Annotated in this window: 23 protein-coding genes; 5 read left to right on the forward strand and 18 right to left on the reverse strand. The window is 37.1% G+C overall.

Annotated elements, in window-relative coordinates; genetic code table 11:
* Window positions 1-78 precede the first annotated feature (78 nt).
* Window positions 79-777: a Crp/Fnr family transcriptional regulator gene (locus QNH20_RS17120; RefSeq protein WP_283919185.1), complete on the forward strand. Its 699-nt coding sequence runs from the start codon at window positions 79-81 to the stop codon at window positions 775-777.
* Window positions 778-821: 44 nt separating this feature from the next.
* Here the strand turns inward: QNH20_RS17120 and hcp are convergent, their stop codons facing one another.
* Window positions 822-2,117 (reverse strand): hydroxylamine reductase, encoded by a 1,296-nt coding sequence (gene hcp, locus QNH20_RS17125; RefSeq protein ID WP_283919186.1) that lies wholly within the window; start codon window positions 2,115-2,117, stop codon window positions 822-824.
* A 168-nt stretch (window positions 2,118-2,285) separates the two neighbouring features.
* Between hcp and QNH20_RS17130 the strand changes: the two genes are divergently transcribed.
* Window positions 2,286-2,783 carry an Hsp20/alpha crystallin family protein gene (locus QNH20_RS17130; RefSeq protein WP_283919187.1) on the forward strand — a complete coding sequence of 166 codons (498 nt, stop codon included), beginning with the start codon at window positions 2,286-2,288 and terminating at the stop codon, window positions 2,781-2,783.
* A 63-nt stretch (window positions 2,784-2,846) separates the two neighbouring features.
* Here the strand turns inward: QNH20_RS17130 and QNH20_RS17135 are convergent, their stop codons facing one another.
* Entirely contained in the window at window positions 2,847-3,404 is a 558-nt protein-coding gene (locus QNH20_RS17135; RefSeq protein ID WP_283919188.1) for a YppG family protein, read from the reverse strand.
* A gap of 186 nt (window positions 3,405-3,590) precedes the next feature.
* Between QNH20_RS17135 and yppF the strand changes: the two genes are divergently transcribed.
* On the forward strand, window positions 3,591-3,800 hold the full coding sequence (gene yppF / locus QNH20_RS17140; protein ID WP_283919189.1) for a YppF family protein: 210 nt from the start codon (window positions 3,591-3,593) through the stop codon (window positions 3,798-3,800).
* Between the two features lie 43 nt (window positions 3,801-3,843).
* Here yppF and QNH20_RS17145 read toward each other — a convergent pair whose 3' ends face one another.
* The 3 genes from QNH20_RS17145 to QNH20_RS17155 all read right to left on the reverse strand — a co-directional run bounded on the left by QNH20_RS17145 (window position 3,844) and on the right by QNH20_RS17155 (window position 5,915).
* Window positions 3,844-4,200, reverse strand: coding sequence for a DUF1798 family protein (locus QNH20_RS17145; RefSeq protein ID WP_283919190.1), 357 nt, complete (start codon window positions 4,198-4,200; stop codon window positions 3,844-3,846).
* Window positions 4,201-4,274: 74 nt separating this feature from the next.
* On the reverse strand, window positions 4,275-4,559 hold the full coding sequence (locus QNH20_RS17150; RefSeq protein WP_283919191.1) for a hypothetical protein: 285 nt from the start codon (window positions 4,557-4,559) through the stop codon (window positions 4,275-4,277).
* 378 nt (window positions 4,560-4,937) lie between these two features.
* The gene (locus QNH20_RS17155) at window positions 4,938-5,915 is read right to left on the reverse strand and encodes a DUF2515 domain-containing protein (RefSeq protein WP_283919192.1); all 978 of its coding nucleotides are present in this window, start codon (window positions 5,913-5,915) and stop codon (window positions 4,938-4,940) included.
* Window positions 5,916-6,106: 191 nt separating this feature from the next.
* Between QNH20_RS17155 and recU the strand changes: the two genes are divergently transcribed.
* Both recU and QNH20_RS17165 read left to right on the forward strand, forming a co-directional pair.
* Window positions 6,107-6,709, forward strand: coding sequence for a Holliday junction resolvase RecU (gene recU / locus QNH20_RS17160; protein WP_283919193.1), 603 nt, complete (start codon window positions 6,107-6,109; stop codon window positions 6,707-6,709).
* Between the two features lie 42 nt (window positions 6,710-6,751).
* Window positions 6,752-9,352: a PBP1A family penicillin-binding protein gene (locus QNH20_RS17165; RefSeq protein ID WP_283919194.1), complete on the forward strand. Its 2,601-nt coding sequence runs from the start codon at window positions 6,752-6,754 to the stop codon at window positions 9,350-9,352.
* A gap of 27 nt (window positions 9,353-9,379) precedes the next feature.
* Here QNH20_RS17165 and QNH20_RS17170 read toward each other — a convergent pair whose 3' ends face one another.
* The 13 genes from QNH20_RS17170 to QNH20_RS17230 form a co-directional block, all read right to left on the reverse strand.
* Window positions 9,380-9,736 carry a YpoC family protein gene (locus QNH20_RS17170; RefSeq protein WP_283919195.1) on the reverse strand — a complete coding sequence of 119 codons (357 nt, stop codon included), beginning with the start codon at window positions 9,734-9,736 and terminating at the stop codon, window positions 9,380-9,382.
* The gene (gene nth / locus QNH20_RS17175) at window positions 9,729-10,391 is read right to left on the reverse strand and encodes an endonuclease III (protein ID WP_283919196.1); all 663 of its coding nucleotides are present in this window, start codon (window positions 10,389-10,391) and stop codon (window positions 9,729-9,731) included. Before nth ends, QNH20_RS17170 begins: the two co-directional genes overlap by 8 nt.
* Before the next feature lie 67 nt (window positions 10,392-10,458).
* Window positions 10,459-11,157, reverse strand: coding sequence for a DnaD domain-containing protein (locus tag QNH20_RS17180; protein ID WP_283919197.1), 699 nt, complete (start codon window positions 11,155-11,157; stop codon window positions 10,459-10,461).
* Window positions 11,158-11,304: 147 nt separating this feature from the next.
* Complete coding sequence (locus QNH20_RS17185) at window positions 11,305-12,492, reverse strand: pyridoxal phosphate-dependent aminotransferase (protein WP_283919198.1); 1,188 nt, start codon at window positions 12,490-12,492, stop codon at window positions 11,305-11,307.
* A 26-nt stretch (window positions 12,493-12,518) separates the two neighbouring features.
* Window positions 12,519-12,992 (reverse strand): cell wall elongation regulator TseB-like domain-containing protein, encoded by a 474-nt coding sequence (locus tag QNH20_RS17190; RefSeq protein WP_283919199.1) that lies wholly within the window; start codon window positions 12,990-12,992, stop codon window positions 12,519-12,521.
* 14 nt (window positions 12,993-13,006) lie between these two features.
* Window positions 13,007-13,177, reverse strand: coding sequence for a YpmA family protein (locus tag QNH20_RS17195; RefSeq protein WP_283919200.1), 171 nt, complete (start codon window positions 13,175-13,177; stop codon window positions 13,007-13,009).
* Window positions 13,178-13,301: 124 nt separating this feature from the next.
* Entirely contained in the window at window positions 13,302-14,156 is an 855-nt protein-coding gene (locus tag QNH20_RS17200; RefSeq protein WP_283919201.1) for a ComEC/Rec2 family competence protein, read from the reverse strand.
* Between the two features lie 49 nt (window positions 14,157-14,205).
* A complete protein-coding gene (dinG, locus tag QNH20_RS17205; protein ID WP_283919202.1) occupies window positions 14,206-17,010 on the reverse strand; it encodes an ATP-dependent DNA helicase DinG in 2,805 nt (934 codons plus the stop codon).
* Between the two features lie 117 nt (window positions 17,011-17,127).
* The gene (gene panD / locus QNH20_RS17210; RefSeq protein ID WP_283919203.1) at window positions 17,128-17,511 is read right to left on the reverse strand and encodes an aspartate 1-decarboxylase; all 384 of its coding nucleotides are present in this window, start codon (window positions 17,509-17,511) and stop codon (window positions 17,128-17,130) included.
* A gap of 36 nt (window positions 17,512-17,547) precedes the next feature.
* Window positions 17,548-18,396 (reverse strand): pantoate--beta-alanine ligase, encoded by an 849-nt coding sequence (gene panC, locus QNH20_RS17215; RefSeq protein WP_283919204.1) that lies wholly within the window; start codon window positions 18,394-18,396, stop codon window positions 17,548-17,550.
* Entirely contained in the window at window positions 18,393-19,229 is an 837-nt protein-coding gene (gene panB, locus QNH20_RS17220; RefSeq protein WP_283923438.1) for a 3-methyl-2-oxobutanoate hydroxymethyltransferase, read from the reverse strand. The genes panC and panB overlap by 4 nt, the downstream gene beginning before the upstream one ends.
* Before the next feature lie 619 nt (window positions 19,230-19,848).
* Window positions 19,849-20,826: a biotin--[acetyl-CoA-carboxylase] ligase gene (locus QNH20_RS17225; RefSeq protein WP_283919205.1), complete on the reverse strand. Its 978-nt coding sequence runs from the start codon at window positions 20,824-20,826 to the stop codon at window positions 19,849-19,851.
* Complete coding sequence (locus tag QNH20_RS17230; protein ID WP_283919206.1) at window positions 20,811-22,010, reverse strand: CCA tRNA nucleotidyltransferase; 1,200 nt, start codon at window positions 22,008-22,010, stop codon at window positions 20,811-20,813. The genes QNH20_RS17225 and QNH20_RS17230 overlap by 16 nt, the downstream gene beginning before the upstream one ends.
* Window positions 22,011-22,013: the final 3 nt, after the last annotated feature.

Here is a 22,013-nt window from a genome sequence, read left to right on the forward strand (position 1 = left end):
AAACATGAATGAAATTAAACTATTCCTGATATTTTTGATACAATTAATAGTAACTGAAATGAATATGAAGGTGATTGAATGAGAATAGAAGAAATCAAAAGGGTACTCTCTGATTTCACCCTTTTTCGCGAATTAAACGAATTTGAATTAACAAAGGTTGCTGATATCGCGATTGCAAGGGATTGGAAAAAGCAGAGTCATGTTTTTCTTCAAGGTGATCCGCTGCAGAATGTTTATTTTATTTATGACGGTAAAATCAAAATCTACAAAAGTGATGTCAATGGTAAAGAACAAATTGTTACCATCGCAAAAAAAGGTGAAATGTTTCCACATGTAGGTTTTTTTAGAAGGGGAAATTACCCTGCATATGCAGAGGTACTAGAGCCGTCAACACTAATTGCTGTTCCCATTTCAAAATTTGAATCCGTACTAATTGACAATCCTGAGCTTTGCATCAAGGTCTTTAAGGTCCTTGGCGAGAAAATCGTTGATTTACAAGACCGGCTTGAAGAACAAATTCTTAATAATACATATGAACAGATCATCAAGCTTCTCATCCGGCTTGCACAAAAATATGGGATGGAGAAAGAAGCCGGTATAATCCTTCTAAAGTCTGAATTCACTAACAAGGACCTTGCCAATATGATTGGAACCACCAGAGAAACAATTAGCCGGACGTTAACAAAAATGAAAAAAGATGAGTTAATCGAAGTAGATGACAGTGGAAACATGATCGTTAATGTTGAACTGCTTATGAAAGAAATCAACTTAATTTAAACATAAAACACCGCAGCGATGGATGCTGTGGTGTTTTACATTTATTATTTTGTTAACTGAAGCATGTCTTCCATGTCTTCTTTGGCCGTACTGATCAATTTTAGATTGAATGTATCTTGAAGAACCTTCAAAACTCCTTCAGAAATAAATTCAGGTGGTTTTGGTCCAATCCGGATATCTTTAATTCCTAAACTGAAAAGCCCTAAAAGAATTGCTACTGCTTTTTGCTCAAACCAAGACAATACAATGCTAACTGGAAGTTCATTCACTTCGCAGCCAAATGCATCTGCTAATGCCATGGCAATTTTCACGGTAGAACCGGAGTTATTGCACTGTCCCAAATCAATATAACGAGGAATGTTTGTTCCAGGAACAACACCGTAGTCCACATCATTAAAACGGAATTTTCCGCAGGAAGTGGTCAAAATAACCGTTTCCGGAGGAAGTGATGTTGCCAGTTCACGGTAGTAGTCACCGCCATGACCAGGTGCATCACAGCCAGCAATAACAAAGAAGCGTTTAATTTTCCCCGTTTTTACAGCGTCAATTACTTCCGGTGCAATACCTAGAACTGTTTCATGATGGAAGCCTGTAAGCAACGTTGCTTCAGACTCGATTGCCGCTTCAGGAAGCTCTAAGGCTCTCTCAATTAGAGGAGAAAAATCATCATTGAGAATTTTTTCGACATTTTCAAGTCCTGCCACTTCATAGGTAAACATTCTGTCAGCATATGTTCCTTTGATTGGCATCACACAGTTAGTCGTCGCTAAAATTGCCCCTGGGAATTTTTCGAAAAGCCGGCGTTGATCATACCATGCCTTGCCGATGTTCCCTTTTAAATGTGAATATTTCTTTAGAGCAGGATAGCCGTGTGCAGGCAGCATCTCCGAATGCGTATAAATATTAATACCTTTGCCCTCTGTCTGCTTCAATAATTCTTCTAAGGCGAAAAGATTATGACCCGTAACAACGATGCATTTGCCTTCAATTTTGTTTTGGCTTACTCGTACTGGCTCTGGGATACCTAATCGCTTTGTATGTGCCTCATCTAGCATACCCATAACGCGGACAGCAGCCTGCCCTACCTTCATCGCCATATCGATATGTTCTTGAACGTTAAAATTAGAATTCGTTAATGACAGATAAAGAGCTTCATGGGTAGTTGCATCAACAAACGGATCTGTTACCCCTAGTTGATTAGCATGTGTCCGATAGGCCGCAATTCCTTTTAATCCAAAAATAATCGTATCTTGTAAGCTTGCAATTGTCTCATCTTTACCGCAAACACCCATAACCGTACAACCGCCAGATGGAGTTTGTTCACATTGATAACAGAACATATAGCTACCTCGCTTTCCATTATTTACTGCTTTAGAGTATATTTTTTTATTAATATTTGTTGTGATTTAAATCACTTAAAACACGTTGTAATAAATTGTTCAAAAAGTTATTACATTAAAATGGCGGCACATACCCAGTTTTATTGGCATATGATATGGAGTGAAATAATGGAAAGTGAGGGAACAATGATGTCATCCATGCTTCCGAGTGATAAAAATAACTCTAAAAAGCCAGAACCATTTCGTGAAATAGTCAAAACAATGAACGACTTCTTCGCTGAAAAACCAGTTCGCGGATTTTTACAATCGATTGATGACTTTTTCAAAACCCCGTTTCCTGTTGCGGCAGGTTTTCCTGTAGAAACAGTTGAAACTGGGAAGGAATATATTATTACTGCTGAGCTTCCAGGAGTGAAAAGAGACCAAATCCAATTAAATATTACTGGGAACCTTGTAACTATTTCTGTTGAAAATAATGAGCTAGAAACAGAGGAAAACGAACAAACACAAGTTCATCGTCGAAAATTTTTTCGACAACAATCGTCAAGAACCATTTCCCTTCCATATGTGATTAATGAAAAAATGGTAAAAGCTTCTTACCGGGATGGATTACTACAAATCAGAATTCCCCAGGTAAAAGGAAAAAGCATCGAAATAGAAGAATAGCAAAGTAAAATAACACTTGATCTTCTAAATAGAAAAGACGGCTATTGACAGCCGTCTTTTTTATTAAGCCTTAAAGAAGCCTCCAAACCCTTTGACAAGCGACGAAACTTGGTTTACAGCATTCATCATTGTACCTGCTGTATTGACCATTTTATTAAAATCGACTGACCCGTCCTGCGACTTGAAGGAATTCATAATTGATTTCATAGTCCCAGGTTGTTTCTGCATCATACTTTGTTTTGGATATGGGTTCATCATAGGAAAAGCATTCATTGGCATATAGGCTTGAGGTCGTACTATTTCTTCCTTTGGCTGCAACGGATTATGAAAAAGGAACTGCGAATCCTTTTGTGAATACTGTTGATTTTGGTATGGCGCATTTTGCGGAACGAATCCAAGTTGATAGCTTTGACCATTTGGCTGCATATCTTGCTGAAAATAAGGGTTTTGTTGTTGGAAAGCCATAAAATCATAATTTTGGGGGTTCATTTGATATGGCATTAGTTGATTTCGATAAAAATAATGTTGCGGGTTCCATTGTTGACCAATAGGAACTTGGTGCACCATTTGCCCCGAATATCCATGATGAACGTAATGATTTGGTTTATTTTTACCAAACATGGGCAAACATCTCCTCCACAAATATCTCTATTACAGATTATGAAGGTTCGAAAAAAAGGTGATTATATTGAATCTTTCGTCAATGTCTAATTAAGAAGAATTTTGTCTAAAGTTTAAATATTTTAAAAACTATAAATCCTTTTATTTCGTGGTACGATAAAAAAAATGATGAAGGAGGAGCTATTTATGGACATTCGCGAATTAAAAAGCAAATTTAATCAAAGTCGGGAATTCAAAACAGATGACGTTAACTCTTTAATGGATTTTGCTAAGAAAGCGTATATTCATAATGAAATTACCATTAAAGAATATCGCATTCTTGTCCGTGAGCTTGAAAAACAGGGAGCGGTAATACCTGATACTGAATATGAAAACTCCCTCATCGAATATTCTTAAAAATTATGATTCAAAGAGAGATGCCCAAAAAAGCATCTCTTCTCTAATTTTTAATCACTTTAATTACTTCCTGGAGAAAATATTCAACAGTTCGTTGAGAATTTAAAAACCTTGTTCTGCTAGTTTCTGAGAAAAAGGCTTGAATCGAGAGCTGTTCGATATGTTCTGTTGTCGTTTTGATCTGCTTCAAATGCAAGTGTTTATGATTTGATAATGAAAGCCATTTTTTCATTGCTTTTTCCCACTTATCATTTATTTCCTTAACTTCATTTGCAAATGGCTTAATGACCTCATGAAAATCATGTTTAATTCCTGTCTCTCTGCCCTCTTGATAGTATTTCAAAAATAAGCGATTATAATATAAGAGTTCTTCAGTTAGGTAAAGTATTTCTTCAGGCATCTCTATTTTATCCCTTCTAAATCTTCAAATAAAAAAGTAGCAAAGTATTTGTTTGCTACTCTCATTCAATACTATCATTTTAGCTGTAATGATAAGCCTAATTCAAGTTTTAATGGCTTAGGAACCTGGTTTAGGTCGGAATCTGATATTTCCTCGTATTCGATAACATTGGCTATTTTATTTTCTATTTCTGATAGCTTTTGAACCGGTACAGTTAATTTTTCTTGTTCATGCCTGTTCAAATTTATGCGAAGGTCGGAGAATGATGCTTCGAGAACCGACCCCAATTCTTCTAATTGATCGTATATTTCTGTCAGCATAGTAAGCAGTTTTTCCTTTTCGGACAATGGCTTATTCATTTATAAAACCCTCCTCGCGATAATCTATAAGGTAATATTCTCCTTCTTTGATTAGCTTCCTTCTCTCTTGACAAAACTAGAAGAAGTTCGTCAAAGAAAGTGTAAAATCTGCAATCATTCCTTTTACTTTCGACAATCAATAATCCGCATGAAAAACTGAAAAAGCGTACAAGCTAGTATTGGAGGTGTTTTTGATGTCAAAGAAGAAAAAACAAACCAATAAACAAACACAATCTGAACCAGAAAAAAGAGTTGGGTATGGTGACAAAAAAATGGAAGGGCCAGATCGTCCTTCTACATAAGAAAAGCCGAAGAGCCTTGATCAGAGGCGGTATAGGGATGAAATGTGAACAAAAGCAAGGGGACCCTTGCTTTTTCTTATTCCCACTTATTCAGATCAATTCCCTTTTGAAGTGAGAGCAATAATTGAAGCTGGTTTGATTTCGCAAAGTACCAATCTGTAAGATGAATGGGGTGACGATGGCGGACTGGGAAATACAACCAAGCAGGAGACACCTTTCGATGGTTACTCCAATCCTCATATATATGCTGGTGATGTGCAATAACAGGGAAGCTCGTACGCAGCAGTGGTGTTTTTCCAAGGGTCTTTACTTTAAAATATCGTTCATAATCATATCTTGAACCTGTATGTGGAGTCTTTTCCGCAAATTCAAGAAAATAAGGAAAGAGCCTGGGATGGAATAGGATACTTGCAAGTCGTTTACCTAAGTTAATTCTCTTTGAAAGAGATTTAAAGCCATTTACACTTGCCCCATAAACTTCTCCCCCACATGTTGGAAACAGGACACAGCTAAAATGAAGCCAGTCCTGAAAGGAAAATATCATTGAATGAAATACCTTTTTCTTAAATACGGGATGTTCAATTACCGGAGTTTGAATCACATTTTGCTCATTTATGATTAATGCAGTTGTCATCCGCTTCCGATCTTTCTCCTTCCAATACCGATTCCATTCTTTTTGAATAAATGTAGAAACATTGAAATAGGGAAGTAAGTGAAACATTGATCGATTTATTTTCGTCGAATATTGATAGAGCAATAACTGGGGAAAAACATCATGGAAAATAAGCCAATTGGCCCGCTCATATGTAAGGAATAGTTGTTTTCTCATACCTGCATCAATAAGTTGAGGGAAAATGGATCCTTCTAGATCACACATATTCCATCCCCCATTTCGCGAAACCATGCTGGCAAGAAAGGACCAAATAATATCCGGATTCTTTTTATAAAATCTAAAGTATGCATCCGTTCTTGAGATATTATCGATATTTTTATTCTTTGTTTCACTTAGAATTTGACGGATGATTGTTTGTTCCTGTATTGTAAGATGATTCATATTCTTCTTCCCTTAACTGTTTAGTAGAGTATGAGTAACATGGAATGATAAACGTTTTCCGTAAAATGAATCATGCTTATATTTGTCATTCACGGTACAATTGTTATTAGAGTGTGTAAGCGAAAGTATTTTATACACCCCAATCTTGCTAAGATTTGATATGATAAGGAATAGCTTGAGAGGTGTAAAACATGAATGTTAACTATCCAAATGGAAAAAAGTATAAATCGAAAGAACGTGAGACTGAAATTCCCTTAAAAAATAAGAGAAATAGTTCGTATAGTAATAGAGGCATGACACTTGAAGATGATTTAAATGAAACAAATGAATTCTACAGGGAACGAAAAATTGCTGTCATCCATAAGAAACCTACACCGGTTCAAATTGTCCAAGTAGATTATCCAAACCGAAGTGCAGCCGTTATTAAAGAGGCCTATTTTAAACTAGCTTCTACTACTGACTATAATGGAGTTTATAAAGGAAAATATATTGATTTTGAAGCAAAGGAAACACAAAACCCAACCTCTTTTCCATTAAAAAATTTCCATCAGCACCAAGTGCAGCATATGGAAGAAGTGATGAATCAAGGAGGTATATGTTTTGTTATTCTCCGGTTTACAAAATTTGAGCAGGTTTATTTGCTTGATGCAAAGCACTTGTTGAAGTATTGGGGGAGAATGATAAATGGGGGCAGAAAATCAATAACGAAAGAAGAAATTGAACAAAATGGACATCACATTCCACTTGGATTTCAACCAAGAATTGACTATATTAAAATAATAGATACACTTTAACCTCCTTTTAAAAGATAGAAGGTTAGAAAGGAAGGAATTCACATGTCAGAACAATATCAATCAAGAGAGGAGCGCCGGAAGCAACTCCAATCCAAAGGTAAGCCAAAAGCCAAGAAAAAATCCGGCGGGCTATTCAAGAAAATCTTCCTTAGCCTTGTTGTCCTTGGAATCGTTGGTATATTGGCAGGAGTTGGTACTTTCGCCTATTTAGTAAAGGATGCTCCCAAACTTGACCCGAAATTATTAAAAGATCCCATCCCTTCAAAGATATTAGATAAAGATGGAAAAGAGTTTGCTGAAGTTGGTGCTGTTAACCGCGAATATGTAAGTTATAAAGATATACCAAAGGTAGTCGAAAATGCCGTTTTAGCAACCGAGGATTACCGTTTTTATAAACACCATGGGATTGATCCAATTCGCCTCGGCGGTGCTATTTTGGCAAATTTCCAGCGTGGTTTCGGTGCAGAGGGCGGCAGTACAATTACACAGCAAGTCGTCAAAAATGCATTTTTAACACAGGAAAAGACATTAAAGCGAAAAGTTCAAGAAGCATGGCTTTCTTATCAACTTGAACAAAAATATACAAAGCATCAAATTTTTGAAATGTATGTCAATAAAGTATATGTATCTGAAAACAGTCATGGACTCGCCACTGCAGCAAAAATCTATTATGGAAAAACATTAGATGAATTAACTTTAGCAGAGGCTGCCCAAATTGCCGGGATGCCGCAAAGTCCAAATAATTATAACCCCTTTGACCATCCGGATTTGGCTGAAAAAAGACGAAACATTGTCTTAACGTTAATGCATGATCATGGATTTATTTCAAAACAAGAAATGGAAGATGCCAAAAAAGTTTCTGTTGCATCGACTGTTTTGAAGGAAGAAGAACGTCAGGTCGATTCAAAGCCTTTCGATTCTTTTGTTGATGCTGTCATTGATGAAGTAAAAGAAACAACAGATTTTGATATTTTTACAGATGGTCTGACAATTCAAACTACATTAGACAAAGATGCTCAAACTTATGTTTATACTATGCTTAATACACCAGATATCATTAAATACCCTGATGAAGAATTCCAAGCTGGGATAACTCTCATTGATACGAAAACGGGAGAAATCCGTGCAATCGGCGGTGGAAGGAATCAACAGGTAAAACGAGGCTTTAACTATGCGATAGACACAAAGAGACAGCCTGGATCCACTATCAAGCCTGTCCTTGATTACGGTCCAGCGATTGAATATTTAAATTGGGGCACATATGAAATGATTGAGGATAAAGCGATTACCTATTCCTCAGGGAAAAAGTTTGGAAACTGGGATCAGAAATATATGGGGCCTATGACGATAAGGACGGCACTGCAATTATCACGAAACACCCCTGCAGTTCAAGCCCTTCAGCAGGTGGGCTTGGATAAAGCGAAAGACTTTGCCGTAAGTCTTGGTATTCCGTTAAAAGAAATCTATGAGTCATATGCGATTGGTGGATTCGGTGGTAAAACAGTTGGTGTATCCCCTCTTGAAATGGCTGGAGCCTACAGTGCTTTTGGAAATAACGGTATTTACACGAAACCGCATGCTGTTACTAAAATTAAGCTTCGTGACGGTAGTGTTATTAGCACAGCGCCTAAGCCAAAGGTTGTGATGAAGGATTCTACTGCCTTTATGATTACAGATATGATGAAGAGCGTTCTTGTTTCTCCTGGTACCGGGACAAGGGCTAAAGTACCCGGTCTTCCGATTGCCGGTAAAACAGGAACAACAAATTATACCGATGATGAAATGAAGCAATGGAACATTAAGAGAGGTGCTGTACCTGATGCGTGGTTTACAGGTTATACGACCAATTATACTGCCTCCGTTTGGACAGGTTACAGTGATCGTAAAACACCTATAACATCAGTCGAAGATCAAAGAATCGCTCAGTTAATTTTTAAAAATTTAATGGCCTATGTATCAAAAGATAAAAATACCCCAGATTTCACTATGCCTAACAGTGTGCAAAAGGTGAGAATTGAAAAAGGCTCAATGCCTCCGGTACTAGCAAGTGAATTCACACCGGATAGTGAGGTTAGTATCGAATATGCCGTAAAAGGGCATGCACCTAAAAAGGTTTCTGAGAAATATAACAAACTTGAGGCACCTGTGAACCCAACGGCAAAATATGATGATGTTAATAAAAACATTGTCTTAACTTGGGACTATCCTAATGCCAATAACGCAGCAATTCAGTTTGATATTACAATCGATAATGTTTCCGCACCAGGTCATCTTGTTCAAACTGAAAACAGCTTGACAATTCCTGCTAATCCAGGCGAGAAATATACATTTACCATCTTTGCGATTAACGGGGATAGAAAGAGTGATTCTGTTTCTACTTCCATTGAAATTCCTAAGCCTGATAAAGAAAATGACCAAGGTAATCAAAATGGCTCTGGAAATGAGAATGGTAACGGAAATGGTACTGGAAATGAGAATGGTAACGGAAATGGTACTGGGAATGGCACTGGCAATGGAAACGGAGCTGGTAATGGAAATGGAAACGGCAATGGCAATAGCGGCGATCAAGGAGGAACACTCCCTCCCGTTACCCCACCTGGAAATCCTTCTGGTGGGCAGGGATCTGGATCACGGGAACCCTAAAATCCGTTATAAAAAAACGTCTAGGTTTTATGTCCTAGACGTTTTTTTTACGATATTTCTCTTTGCATATAACTTTTCCTGTTCAACCATTAGCTCCGAAAGTTGACGGTATGAATGATATAAACCAGGCCTAGCCATGATAAACCCTAATCTTTCTTCAATATTTACTGGCTTAAAATAAAACTGATGAAAAGGAATTGAATCATTAGGAGTGGAAGCTTTTTCATTTGTGTAATTCAATAATTGAATGAATAAGGCAATTCCCTTTTCCATCCATTCTTTCGCTTTTTTCTGATCACGTTCACGGAATAATTGGTCAAGTAGTATCTTAACGCTTTCCCATTCTTCTAGTATAGTGGAAACAGTCTCTGCTTGACTATCCATTGACAGTTGTCTTTCCTTTCGTCCTTTTCCTGCCTTCTCGGCATATCTCTAATAATGGACAGCTTGTACACTGTGGATTTTGAGCTTTGCAATGATATCGGCCAAAAAAGATTAAGCGGTGATGGGTTACCGACCATTCCTCTTTCGGAACCTTCCTCATTAATGTTTTTTCCACTTCCAATACTGAATCCTTCCAGCGACAAATCCCAAGCCGTTTGCTTACTCGTTCTACATGCGTGTCAACGGCAATGGCAGGAATATTAAAGGCAACCGACACAACAACATTTGCAGTTTTCCTGCCTACTCCAGGAAGTTTAGTCAACTCATCTCTATCCATAGGGATATCCCCGTCATATTCATCAATCACTATCTTGCAAAGACTTTGTATATTCTTAGCTTTATTTCGGTAAAGTCCAATAGAACGAATATCATTTTGAAGTTCTTCAAGCGGAACCTTTAAGTAATCTTCTGGTGTTTTGTACTTTTTAAATAATTCCTTCGTCACTTTATTGACAAGCGCATCGGTACATTGTGCCGATAACGAAACAGCTATGATCAGTTCGAAGGGATTAGAATGGTTTAACTCACAATGGGCTTCTGGAAACATTTTACCCATTTCATCTAAACAATAACGGATTTGTGTATTATTCAGCAAACATATCACCCACTACTTTATGAAATGAAATAAAACGAGAGAATGTCCTCTCTCGTTAATCAAAAATTTATTGCTCTAACCAGTTATAGAAAGGGACAAGTGGCTGATGTGAATCATCCTTGACGTTTCCCTTTGATATTTGTTTTTGTCGGAACTTACGGCCATGATTTTTCGCTTGTTCAATAGTTCTTATTCCGTTTTTCTTCCATTCAAAAAGGATTCTATCAATATAACGAAAATTTAATTTTCCAGACATAACCGCTTCACGAAGAGCAGCTTTGATGATGACAGGATCATGGTGATCATCATCCATCCACATCCCAAGGGATTCACATTCAAAAGGTGATAAGGGGCGGCCAAATTCCTTCTCAAAACAAGTATAAAGATCGGTTTCTTCAGCTTTTTTATCGATTTCTTTCGAAGTTTTATTAATTATCATGAACTGATCAATGAGTTTTTCCCACAATGGATTTATAGAGTATTTCTCAAAACGAATACCATCATGAGAGTATTGATCAATTATTTCGATAAAACCTCTTTGGATCAGTCTTCTAAGCATTTCATTACAGTCCGAAATCGAAACTGTCATACGTGCAGAGAGCTCTTCCGGAGTAGGGAATTCGTTTCCTTTTTCTATAAAGGTAAGGATATTTAATAAAAGAACAAGTTCCGTTTCGTTTAAATTAAGGTTACGGTATTCAGAAAACAATAATGAAGGAATGGTTATACTCCCTTCTTGGAGCCATGCTAAAATATTTGATTTCATAAAAGGACACCTCCTGATTAGTATATCATGAACCACTCATTCGAGTAAGGGTAATAGGCATCCCATAATTGGATAGGAAATTAAAAAGCCTGCTTAGCAGACTTTTTAATCATTTTTCCATGATAACAAGTATCTCTTAAATTAGTTTTATAGCTTCGATTCAACAAACTGGTGAATCCTTGCCACTGCTTTTTCTAATTGATCTAGTGATGTTGCATAAGAAAGACGAATATTATCTGGTGTTCCAAACCCAGACCCCGGAATAACCGCCACTTTGGCTTCTACTAATAAGGCTTCCACAAAGTCATCAACATGAAAAAATCCAGTCATTTCCGCTGCCTGCTTAACGTTTGGGAACAAATAAAAAGCTCCTTGAGGCTTCACACAAGTGAACCCGGGAATGGCAACCACTTTATCATAAATGATTTCTAATCTTTTTTCAAATGCTTGCCGCATTTCTTCAACAGGCTCTTGTGATCCATTGTAAGCAGCGATTGCCGCGAATTGGGCAGTTGTTGTTGGATTTGATGTGCTATGACTAGCAAGATTTGTCATCGCCTCAACAATTTGTTTATTACCAGCCGCATATCCAATTCTCCACCCTGTCATTGAATGGGACTTAGAAACACCATTAATGACAATGGTTTGTTCTTTAAGCACTGGTGAAATTTCCGCTATTGAAAAATGCTTTACACCAAAATAGACAAGCTTTTCATAAATTTCATCTGATACAATAAGAATATTTTGCTCAAGACAAACTTTACCCAATTCTAAAAGTTCTTCTTCCGTATACAGGACCCCTGTAGGATTACTTGGTGAATTGATTATTACTGCTTTTGTCTTGGCTGTAATTGCCTGCCTTAATTGTTCAGGTGAAATCTTAAATTGATTTTGTTCATGCCCTTTAATATAAACCGGTACTCCTCCTGCTAATTTAACTTGTTCGGGATAACTTACCCAATATGGAGAAGGTATAATAACCTCATCACCATCATTTAAGAGAACTTGAAAAAGGGTATAAAGAATATGTTTTGCTCCATTACCAACAATGATTTCATTCGGTTTATAGGTTAATCCTTGATCCTGTTCGAACTTCTTGATTATTGCTTTTTTTAATGCAGGAAGCCCAGCAGAAGGCGTATACTTGGTATGCCCCTCATTCATTGATTGTGATGCAGCATCTAAAATATGCTGTGGTGTATTATAGTCAGGTTCACCCGCTCCTAATCCGATGACATCTTCCCCTAGTTCCTTTAGTTCCTTTGCTTTTGCTGTAATAGCCAATGTTGATGATGGTGTAAGTGCCATTACCCGCTTTGCTAGTCTTACATTCATCCCTCTTCCCCCATTCTCCGGCCAATCTATAGATTTTCAATTTTTTTTAGCCACTCACCAGTTTCAAAGTGAACATAATAATAATTTATTAAATTATTTTCAGAACGATAGTAAATTTCCCATAATGGAATATTTTTTTCCATGCCCAGTCGAACTGAAATAATCTTTTTTGGGTTTTTCTCTTGCAAAAGTTTTTGAACAGCTTCGTCTTTTGATATACCATTTTTCGCTTTTTGAACATAAACCTTCTTACTCTTGTCAGGGATCCAAACGATGATTTTCTCACCTTTATTATTTTTCCCTTCAATTACATTTACTGTTTCCAACCCATTGTAAATGTGAAAATCTTGTACCTCACTAATTTGAATCTTCTTATTCGCAAGTGCGACAGCTTTTTTTTCCGCAGCTTTAACTGGTTCTACTGAAGAATAATATACCTTAATTGATATTCCAATAATGACTATAACGAATAATACGAGAAAAACTATCCACTTTTTCATTTTATCTCACTTCTTTATGTACGATATATGGTAAATATTGCTTTATTTTTATCTTCTTGATCAAGTGCTAGGCCAAACATGAGATCATTTTGTTTTAAGGTTCGATTTAGTGCATCAACAATTTTATATAAATCCGAACTGTATTGGATTTTAACTGTTGATAATACTTCAATTTTACTTTCCATTGTATTTCTCCTCTTTCCACTTTAACTCTATTTGTGAAGAATCTTTCTAATTATTATAACAGGATAAAACCCGATGTGTTGCAAATCTACCTAAATTATATAATTTTTTTCTTGATGGAACGGGCTATCTTTCATCCACCTCTGCTGGAATGGTGATAACCTCATAATTAGATTCAGTAAATTTAATTGTGACCGTACCGTGTTTTTTTGTAAAATACACCTCTGACCATATACTATGTAAATCATGAAGTATATTTATATTCGGTTGATGTTCCTTCACTGCAAAAAGAATCGAAATTTGCGGATTTAAGTATTGAATGAATTGATCTGATAACGTGTCTTCCTTATTGCTATTAGGGATTTTAAAAACATTGACATCCTTAAGATTCTTCTTAAGAAGTGTTTGTTCCGCACGATGGCTAAAAGAAGTCATCAAAAAAATATTGTGCTCGAAAAAATTTAACATTAAATCCATTCCTTCATTTGGTTCATTCCCGACGAACTGAACTTCAGCAGTCATCTCGGGGAGAATTTCTTTTTTTGTACCCTCTACCCAGGAAATGAACGAAATTGGCATAGATTGATCTAAATTTTTTGCTATTAGCTTTGAAAGTTCAGGTGTAGTAATAATTTTTTTTATTTTATATTTCGTAATTACTTGGTTAATTTTACTGTATGATATTTCCTGTACACCATTTGTTAGGATTAAGGTAGAAATCTCATTAATATTATAAAGGGAAAGCCAGCTTTCTAATTCTGCTTTCGTTCCTTTCCCGCCAACATTTATCAATATATTTTCATTATTTGGTCCTTGGACAAGTGTCGCTTCCCCTGCAGAAAGACCCAAAAACGTTACCGCAGCTTCATGCTCCTTTATATTTAATTCGACATTCTCAACTTGACCAGTAATTGATGTTTCAGCCTTTGCAATTAAGGTGCTTGGAATAAATATGGCTAATAATATAAGCAATATTTTCATACACACGCCTCCTATTATCTAATAGGATGTGTAATTTTCCATATTTTTATCATAACCAAGTATGAATAAACTCGACTAATTCATCAATTGTCCCTTTTTTTATTGGGATAGCGGGTATTGATTTTAAAAAGGATTTACCGTATTTGGTTGTAACAATCCTTCTATCAAATACAAACATGATTCCACGGTCTTGTTCCGTCCGTATTAGCCGGCCAAATCCTTGCTTAAAGCGAAGGATGGCTTCAGGCAGCGAGTATTCGGTAAAGGGATTGCCGCCTTGCTGCACGATCAATTGGCATTTTGCTTCTGTCAGCGGTTCGTCAGGCGGGCTAAAAGGAAGCCTTACAATAACAAGACAGGATAGGTCTTCACCAGGAATATCTACACCTTCCCAGAAGCTGCTCGTCCCTAGTAAAATAGCCTTATCATAGCGCTGAAAATTCCTCGTTAGCCTTGTACGGCTGCCGCTCGAAATTCCTTGAGCAATGAGAACATACTCATTAAGAAAGCCGCTTTCCTTAATCAACTCATACGTTTTCTTTAGCATGTCATATGCTGTGAAAAGGATCAGCATTCTTCCTTTTGTCGCCTCAGCTATGGTGATGATATGTTCGGTTATCGCAATCACATACTCATCCATTGTCACAGTATTTATTTCAGGTAAGTCTTCAGGAATGAAAAGCTGAACCTGGTCTTTATATTGAAACGGAGAAGAAATCTTCATTTGCACAGATGAAACAGCATCAAGTCCAACTTCCTTTATGATAAAATTAAAAGAGTTATTTACAGAAAGAGTAGCAGATGTAAGCACAACTGCCTTTTTTGGACTAAAAAATTTCTCCTTTAGCTGTTCAGCTACAAAAGCAGGCTGTGCGATAAAAGTTGTTACATTTTGCGGCGACCGGGTGTCCATTTCAATCCATTTTACATCCTTCGAATCTTTAATAAAGCAGCTTATCACTGTATTTCGCATCTCGCCCAGCTCATTTATAAATGTATAAATTTCTTCGATTTTTTTTTCTTCCAAACTGGTTAACGAATATTTCTCTTTTTTTATCAACTCGAGACGATCGTTAATAGCTGAGAATAAATCTTTAAGTAAAAAGGTAAACCTCTCCGCACTATGAACAAGTGCATTTCTCTCTTTCCCGCTATCAGCATGAGAAAACCGAACTTTAATACGATTTAATCCCTTTTTGTTAGTTACCTTTGTTTTTGCAAAAAGGGCAATCAGCTTAAAGAATTCATCCATTTCATAGTTAAGGTCCATCACCATTCCATTCAACTCAAACGAATGCATGAGATTTCTTTCTTGTTCAGGGATAGAAGATAGCATCTCCTCCAACTCATAAAAGAGCTGTTTTTGTTCATAGAGTCCAAATTGACCTATAAGCAGCCGCGAGGATAGATAATCCAAAGAAAAGCCAAAAAACTGGCTCGCTACTTTTTGAAGGTGATGACCTTCATCAATAATTACATAATCAGCCTTAGGTAAAATAGACCCTTCACCTATAAGATCACTTATTAATAATGAATGGTTTGTAATGATAATATCAGCAGCTTGTGCTTTTCTTTTTGCTTTAAGATAAAAATCTCTCTCCTGCCAACCTTGATTTGGTTTAAAAACAGTTGGTTCATCCTTAATTTTGTTCCAATAAATGAGGCCGCCGCTTGATAGATTCAATTCATCCTTATCACCGGTTTCAGTTTCAGTCAGCCAAACAAGAATTTGCATTTTTGTTAACGTCGTATCATAATTATCGTTTTCATCCATTAACGTCTGATGAAACTTTTCTAGGCTTAAATAATGGCTCCTCCCTTTAAGAAGAACAGAGCAGATTTTAAAAGGCAGGATTTTATCCAAGAGCGGAATTTCTTTTTTCAAAATTTGTTCCTGCAGTTGTATCGTATGAGTACTAACAATAATAGGAAGATTGTGTTCTTTTGAAAAGTACGCAATTGGAAGGAGATAACCAAGCGATTTACCTACTCCTGTTCCAGCTTCGATTAAAGTATGCCTTTGATTTTGAAATGATTCGTAGACGGTGTCCATCATCAGAAATTGTCCAGATCGCTTTTCAAAGAATTGAAAGCCGTGTTTGATGATCTCAATTTTGTCTTCTTCACTTGAAGGGTACTGCTGAGCATCTTTATTCACTGATTTTATTTCATTTTCAACAAATTTCTTTTTTAATGCAATATCGTTATATACTTCAATAGACTCAGGTAATTCCTCTCGCTTTTTTACTATTGTATCGACTAGTTCATCTAATAGCTGTTGTAGATCGCTCTTTAACCCTCCTGCTAACTGACTAAGCTGCCCAATCGTTATTTGCGGTAATGAAGATATTTTTTTTAACAAGATAAGAAATAATTCAGCAGTAACCTGTGCATCACTATCCGCCTGGTGTGGCCGGTCATGATTTAATTTCTCTTTCTCTGCTAAATCGGAAAGCTTATAGCTATCAGCGGTAGGGTAAAGAATTCTTGCCATTTCTACCGTATCTAAAACAGGACCAAAAAATCCTTCACATCCAGATTGGATTAATTCTTCCTGAAGAAATGATAAGTCAAATAATACATTATGGGCAACAAAATAGGCACCATCCAGCAAAGACATAACCTTCTCTGCTATTTCGGAAAATAACGGTGCATCCTTTACCATTTCATCATTGATACCAGTCAATTCTTCAATAAATGCTGGAATCATTTTTTGAGGATTGATGAGTGACGAGAATTTATCAGTTATATGGCCGTTTTCTATGACCACAGCAGCAAATTGAATAATTTTATCGCCTTTTTTAGAAAGGTTGCCTGTTGTTTCTAAATCAACGACAACGAATTTATTTAACATTTCAGTAACACCCCAAATCTTCGCTCCTTAAACGGTATCACAAGGATCATTCAAATTCTACCATTGTCATAAGAAAAATTAAAATACATGAAAAAATCCCCAATGATTGGGGACTTCCTACATTATTGTGTGTGCTGGTTCTTGATAGATAAGTTCTTTAATTCGATTATTTTCATCCATAATGGCTACTTTTGGAGTGTGGGTTTGTACCTTTTCTTCTGCGACAAGTGCATAAGATATTATTATGACAATATCCCCCTCTTGTACAAGGCGAGCTGCTGCACCATTTAAACAAATAACACCGCTGCCCCTTTCTCCGGGAATAATATACGTTTCCAAGCGGGCGCCATTATTGTTGTTTACAATTTGCACCTTCTCATTTGCCACCATTCCTACTGCATCTAAAATATCTTCATCTATGGTAATACTGCCAACATAGTTTAAATTAGCCTCTGTAACGGTTGCCCGGTGGATTTTGCCATTCATCATCGTACGAAACAATGAGTATTCCTCCCCTGATGTCAATGCATTTTTAGATTAATCTATTTGAATAATTAAATTGTCTATTAAACGAACCTTTGAAAATTTAACTGCAATAGCAATGATAATAGTACCATTTAAATTTTCCAATGGTTTTAATTGCGGATAAGAAAAAATTTCCACATAATCAATTTGTCCATTTGATTCACGATTGATCATTTCGCTGATCATGCAAATTAGATTTGCAGGATTCTGCTCACCATGATCGATTGTATTTTTTGCTGATTGCAGGCTTCTATAAAGGACAGTTGCTTGTTGTCTTTCTTCTGGTATTAGATTAACATTGCGTGAGCTTTTCGCAAGCCCGTCCGCTTCACGAATAATGTCGACAGCAATTAACTCAATTGGAAAATTGAAATCAGAGATTAATCCATCAACAACAGCCACTTGCTGTGCATCCTTTTTTCCAAAATAAGCTCTCGTTGGCATTATGATCGTAAATAGTTTTGTAAGTACTGTTGCGACGCCATCAAAATGGCCAGGACGAGACTTGCCGCATAATACGTCTGTTCGTTCCTGTACAACTACTTTAACAGAAGGTACGTATGGATACATTTCCTCTACTGACGGATAAAAAATGTAATCTACTTTTTCAGCTTCCGCCAAGGAGCGGTCACGATTAAAATCGCGAGGATAAGTAGAAAAATCCTCGTTTGGTCCAAACTGAAGCGGATTGACAAAAATGCTTAAGACGACAATATCATTTTCTTGCCTTGCTTGCGATATTAGGGATAAATGACCCTCATGCAGAAATCCCATTGTAGGAACAAAGCCAATCGTTTTCCCCAAACCTTTTTGCTTCAATATTTCAGTACGCATGTCCTTAATGGCAGTAATTACTTTCATTTCCTTCCTCCATATAGAACTTTCAGTTCATCTTCCTTCATTGTAAAAGAATGTTTATCTTCAGGAAATTGTTTATTTTTTACATCAGCAGCATATGCTTGAATCGATTCGATCATAAATGGATTGACAGCATGATACTGCTTCACAAACTTTGGTACACGATCGACACCATACCCTAAGATATCATGGTACACGAGAACCTGCCCATCCACATCCATTCCAGCTCCAATTCCGATCACAGGAATGGAAATCGATCTAGAAACTTCTTCAGCCAGCTGCTTTGGTACACATTCCAGGACAATAGCAAATGCACCAGCTTCCTCGATATTTTTCGCGTCTTCAATCAATTTTTGGGCTTTGGAAGCATCCTTAGCTTGCACTTTATAGCCACCTAAAACCCCAACGGATTGCGGTGTCAGCCCTAAATGTCCACAAACTGGGATCCCAGCTTTTGTTAGAGAATTAATTTTCTCGACTACTTCATCAGCCCCTTCCAGTTTAACGGCGTGTGCACCGGCCTCTTGGAGAAGCCTTCCTGCATTGATTAGTGTATCCTTAACGGATAAATGATAGGTTAAAAATGGCAGATCAGCCACGATAAATGTATCCTTTGCACCTCGTTTAACTGCTTTAGTGTGATGAATCATGTCTTCCATCGTCACAGGAATAGTCGAGTCATATCCAAGAACAACCATTCCCAGGGAATCCCCGACTAAAATGACATCAATTCCCCCTTGCTCAGCCTGCTTTGCAGATGGGTAATCGTAGGCAGTTAACATGACAATTTTTTCATTGTTTTCTTTCATTTTCAAGAAATCCGTTGTTTGCTTCATCATTTTTCCCTCCTTAAAAATATGGGAGAGGTGATAAAACGAATTTGCAGAGCAAATAAAAAAGATCCTTCTGAAGGCAGAGGATCCCAATTACTCTTTTGCATGTTCCATCCCTCTGTCCCGGTCCGAAATACGGATCTAGGCAGAAACCTGTTTAATTATGATTATGGTTCACAAAAAGGTGCAGTTCTAAGAAGATACTGCCCAAGGAAATTATAACAAAAGTTATCAGAAAAGCGCAAGCTTCCTTTTCGCGGCGTATAGACTGGAGCGCTTCGACTGAGATAAAGGAAAATCGAAATGCGTAAGCGCCTTGCTTAGGGGCGACAGGCATAAGACTAGCCGGCGAGAAGGCTTCATTTAGCCTTCTTGGCGGATTGGCTTATGACCCCGAGCCCCTAGGCGCTGAAGCTAGACAACACGGAGAGCGATTGCGATCCGATGTTGACTTATCGTAGGGAGAAGAGCGAAGTCTACTAGCCGCTGGGCGCTCCTCGAAAAAGCTGACGCTTTTTCTTCGTGCGAGGTACCGCTTCCGAAGCTTATTCTTTTGGAGCTGGACAATTCTCAAAGTCGAAATTTATACTCTTATCTCTTAAGAAAAGCGCAAGCGCCCTTATTAAACCTCGATGTCAGCAGAATAAATATGGTGAACGAAACCGGTCTCATCCTCCAACTTTAATACTCCTTCATCGGTAATTCCAAGTGCTTTTCCCTCAATGACATTTGTTAATGTTCTTGCTTTTAGGAACTTACCGATACTGACAGCATAGCCTTCCCATAATAGCTTTATTGGGACAAAGCCTTGTTCTAAATAGAGTAAATATAATTTTTCAAAGTGTTTGAAAAAACTTCTGATTAATCCGGCTCTGGAGATTATCTCTCCTTTTTCAATAAATAGAGAGCTAGCCTTTTCCTGAAGCTCGTTTGGAAAATCCTCTTCCTTTTGATTCACATTGATGCCGATCCCAATAATAATCGAATGAATACGATCGGCTTCTGCATGTAATTCAGTTAAAATCCCTGTAACTTTTTTTCCATTCAATAAAATATCGTTAGGCCATTTTATTTCTGGCTGCAACCCCGTTTCCTCTTCCATTGCTTGAACAATTGCGACCGCAGTTAATAATGTCAGCTGGGGTGCTTTTGTCAGTGGAATGTTTGGCCTAAGAATGAGACTCATCCATATTCCAGTATATTTTGGAGAATGCCATGTTCGATCCATTCTTCCTTTCCCTGACCGTTGTTCTTCAGCAATAATGATTGTTCCTTCTGGTTCGCCCTCATTAGACAGGCGATGAGCAATTTTTTGTGTAGATTCTACACTTTCTTCATAATGGATGTTCTTACCAATAAAGTTGGTTGTTAATCCTAACCTGATTTCATCCGCTGTTATTCTTTCAGGGGTCTTTACAATCCGATATCCTTTATTTCTAACTGCCTCTAATTCAAAGCCTTCTTTTCTCAATTCTTCAATATGCTTCCAAACCGCTGTCCTTGAACAACCAATTAGTTCAGCTAGATGCTGCCCCGATAAAAAAGTATCGGCAGCTTTTGTAAAGGCATCGAGCAGTTTTTTTCTTATTTCTGACTGCACGTCAATAGCCACTCCTTAATCTTTTGCTTATCATTTTCTACTTTTTCGTTAACAATCGCCTGTTCAATTTTAAAAATCGTTTCCTTTAACCATGGACCGCCCTTTTGATTAAACCATTCCATTAAATCACCGCCTGTTACATCCAAATCAGAGCGCTGCTTAATCGGCAGCTTTTGATATAGATTAAGCAGGTTTGGGAGGGATTCTGTCCCTTTTAACCCGATTATTACGTTGTACAGCTTTTCAGTTGAGGTAATGAGGTTACTGCCAGCAGTATATAAATCATGAACGGCCCATTCTTGTTCAAACCTTTTTTGGACAAAAAACAAAATATGCTGAATATCTTTTATTTCTTTAACAGGAAGCCGCCAATTTCGTAAAAAATCCTCAATCGATTCTTCCTTTACATTTAAACAAAAAAGAAGTAATGCCCACATTTCATTTTTATTAAGACCTACACAGTCAAAGTCTAACAATTTTCCAATAAGTTTTTCTTGATTAGCTAATCCTGGTAAATAAGAAAATAAATTGGTTTCCAGTAAAATCTTAATCGCATTATTGCAATTATTTCCAATAAGTATCTTTTCAAACTCCGCTCTTTTTCGTTCAATAGCAATATTTTTAAGCAAGGGAACGAGATTTGTTAAAGCCTGAAGCGTTTCTTCTTCAATAGAAAAGGAAAGTTGGCTGACAAATCGAACCGCTCTCATCATCCTAAGTGCATCTTCCTGAAAACGGTCATTTGCTGAACCAACAGTCTGAATCTCTTCTTTACTAATAGCTAATTGCCCATTGAAAGGGTCGATAAGCGTTCCAGTTCGATCCATTGCCATCGCATTCATGGTAAAATCTCTTCGTTGTAGGTCTTCGTTGAGATTACGGATAAATGATACCTCTTTTGGTCTTCGATAATCCTGATAATCCCCTTCAGTCCTAAAGGTAGTAATTTCATAGGATTTATGATCGAATAAGACGAGAACAGTTCCATGTTCAATTCCGATATCAACGGTTTTAGAAAAAATACCCTTCACTTCTTTGGGTGTAGCTGACGTGGCAATATCAACATCACTAATCTGCTTATTCAGAAAATAATCTCTAACAGAGCCGCCTACAAAATAAGCCTCAAATCCTGCATCCTCTAATCTTTTTAATACTGGAATGGCTGATAAAAATGGTTCTATCATCTA

Source organism: Neobacillus sp. WH10, assembly GCF_030123405.1.
Classification (GTDB): domain Bacteria; phylum Bacillota; class Bacilli; order Bacillales; family Cytobacillaceae; genus Neobacillus.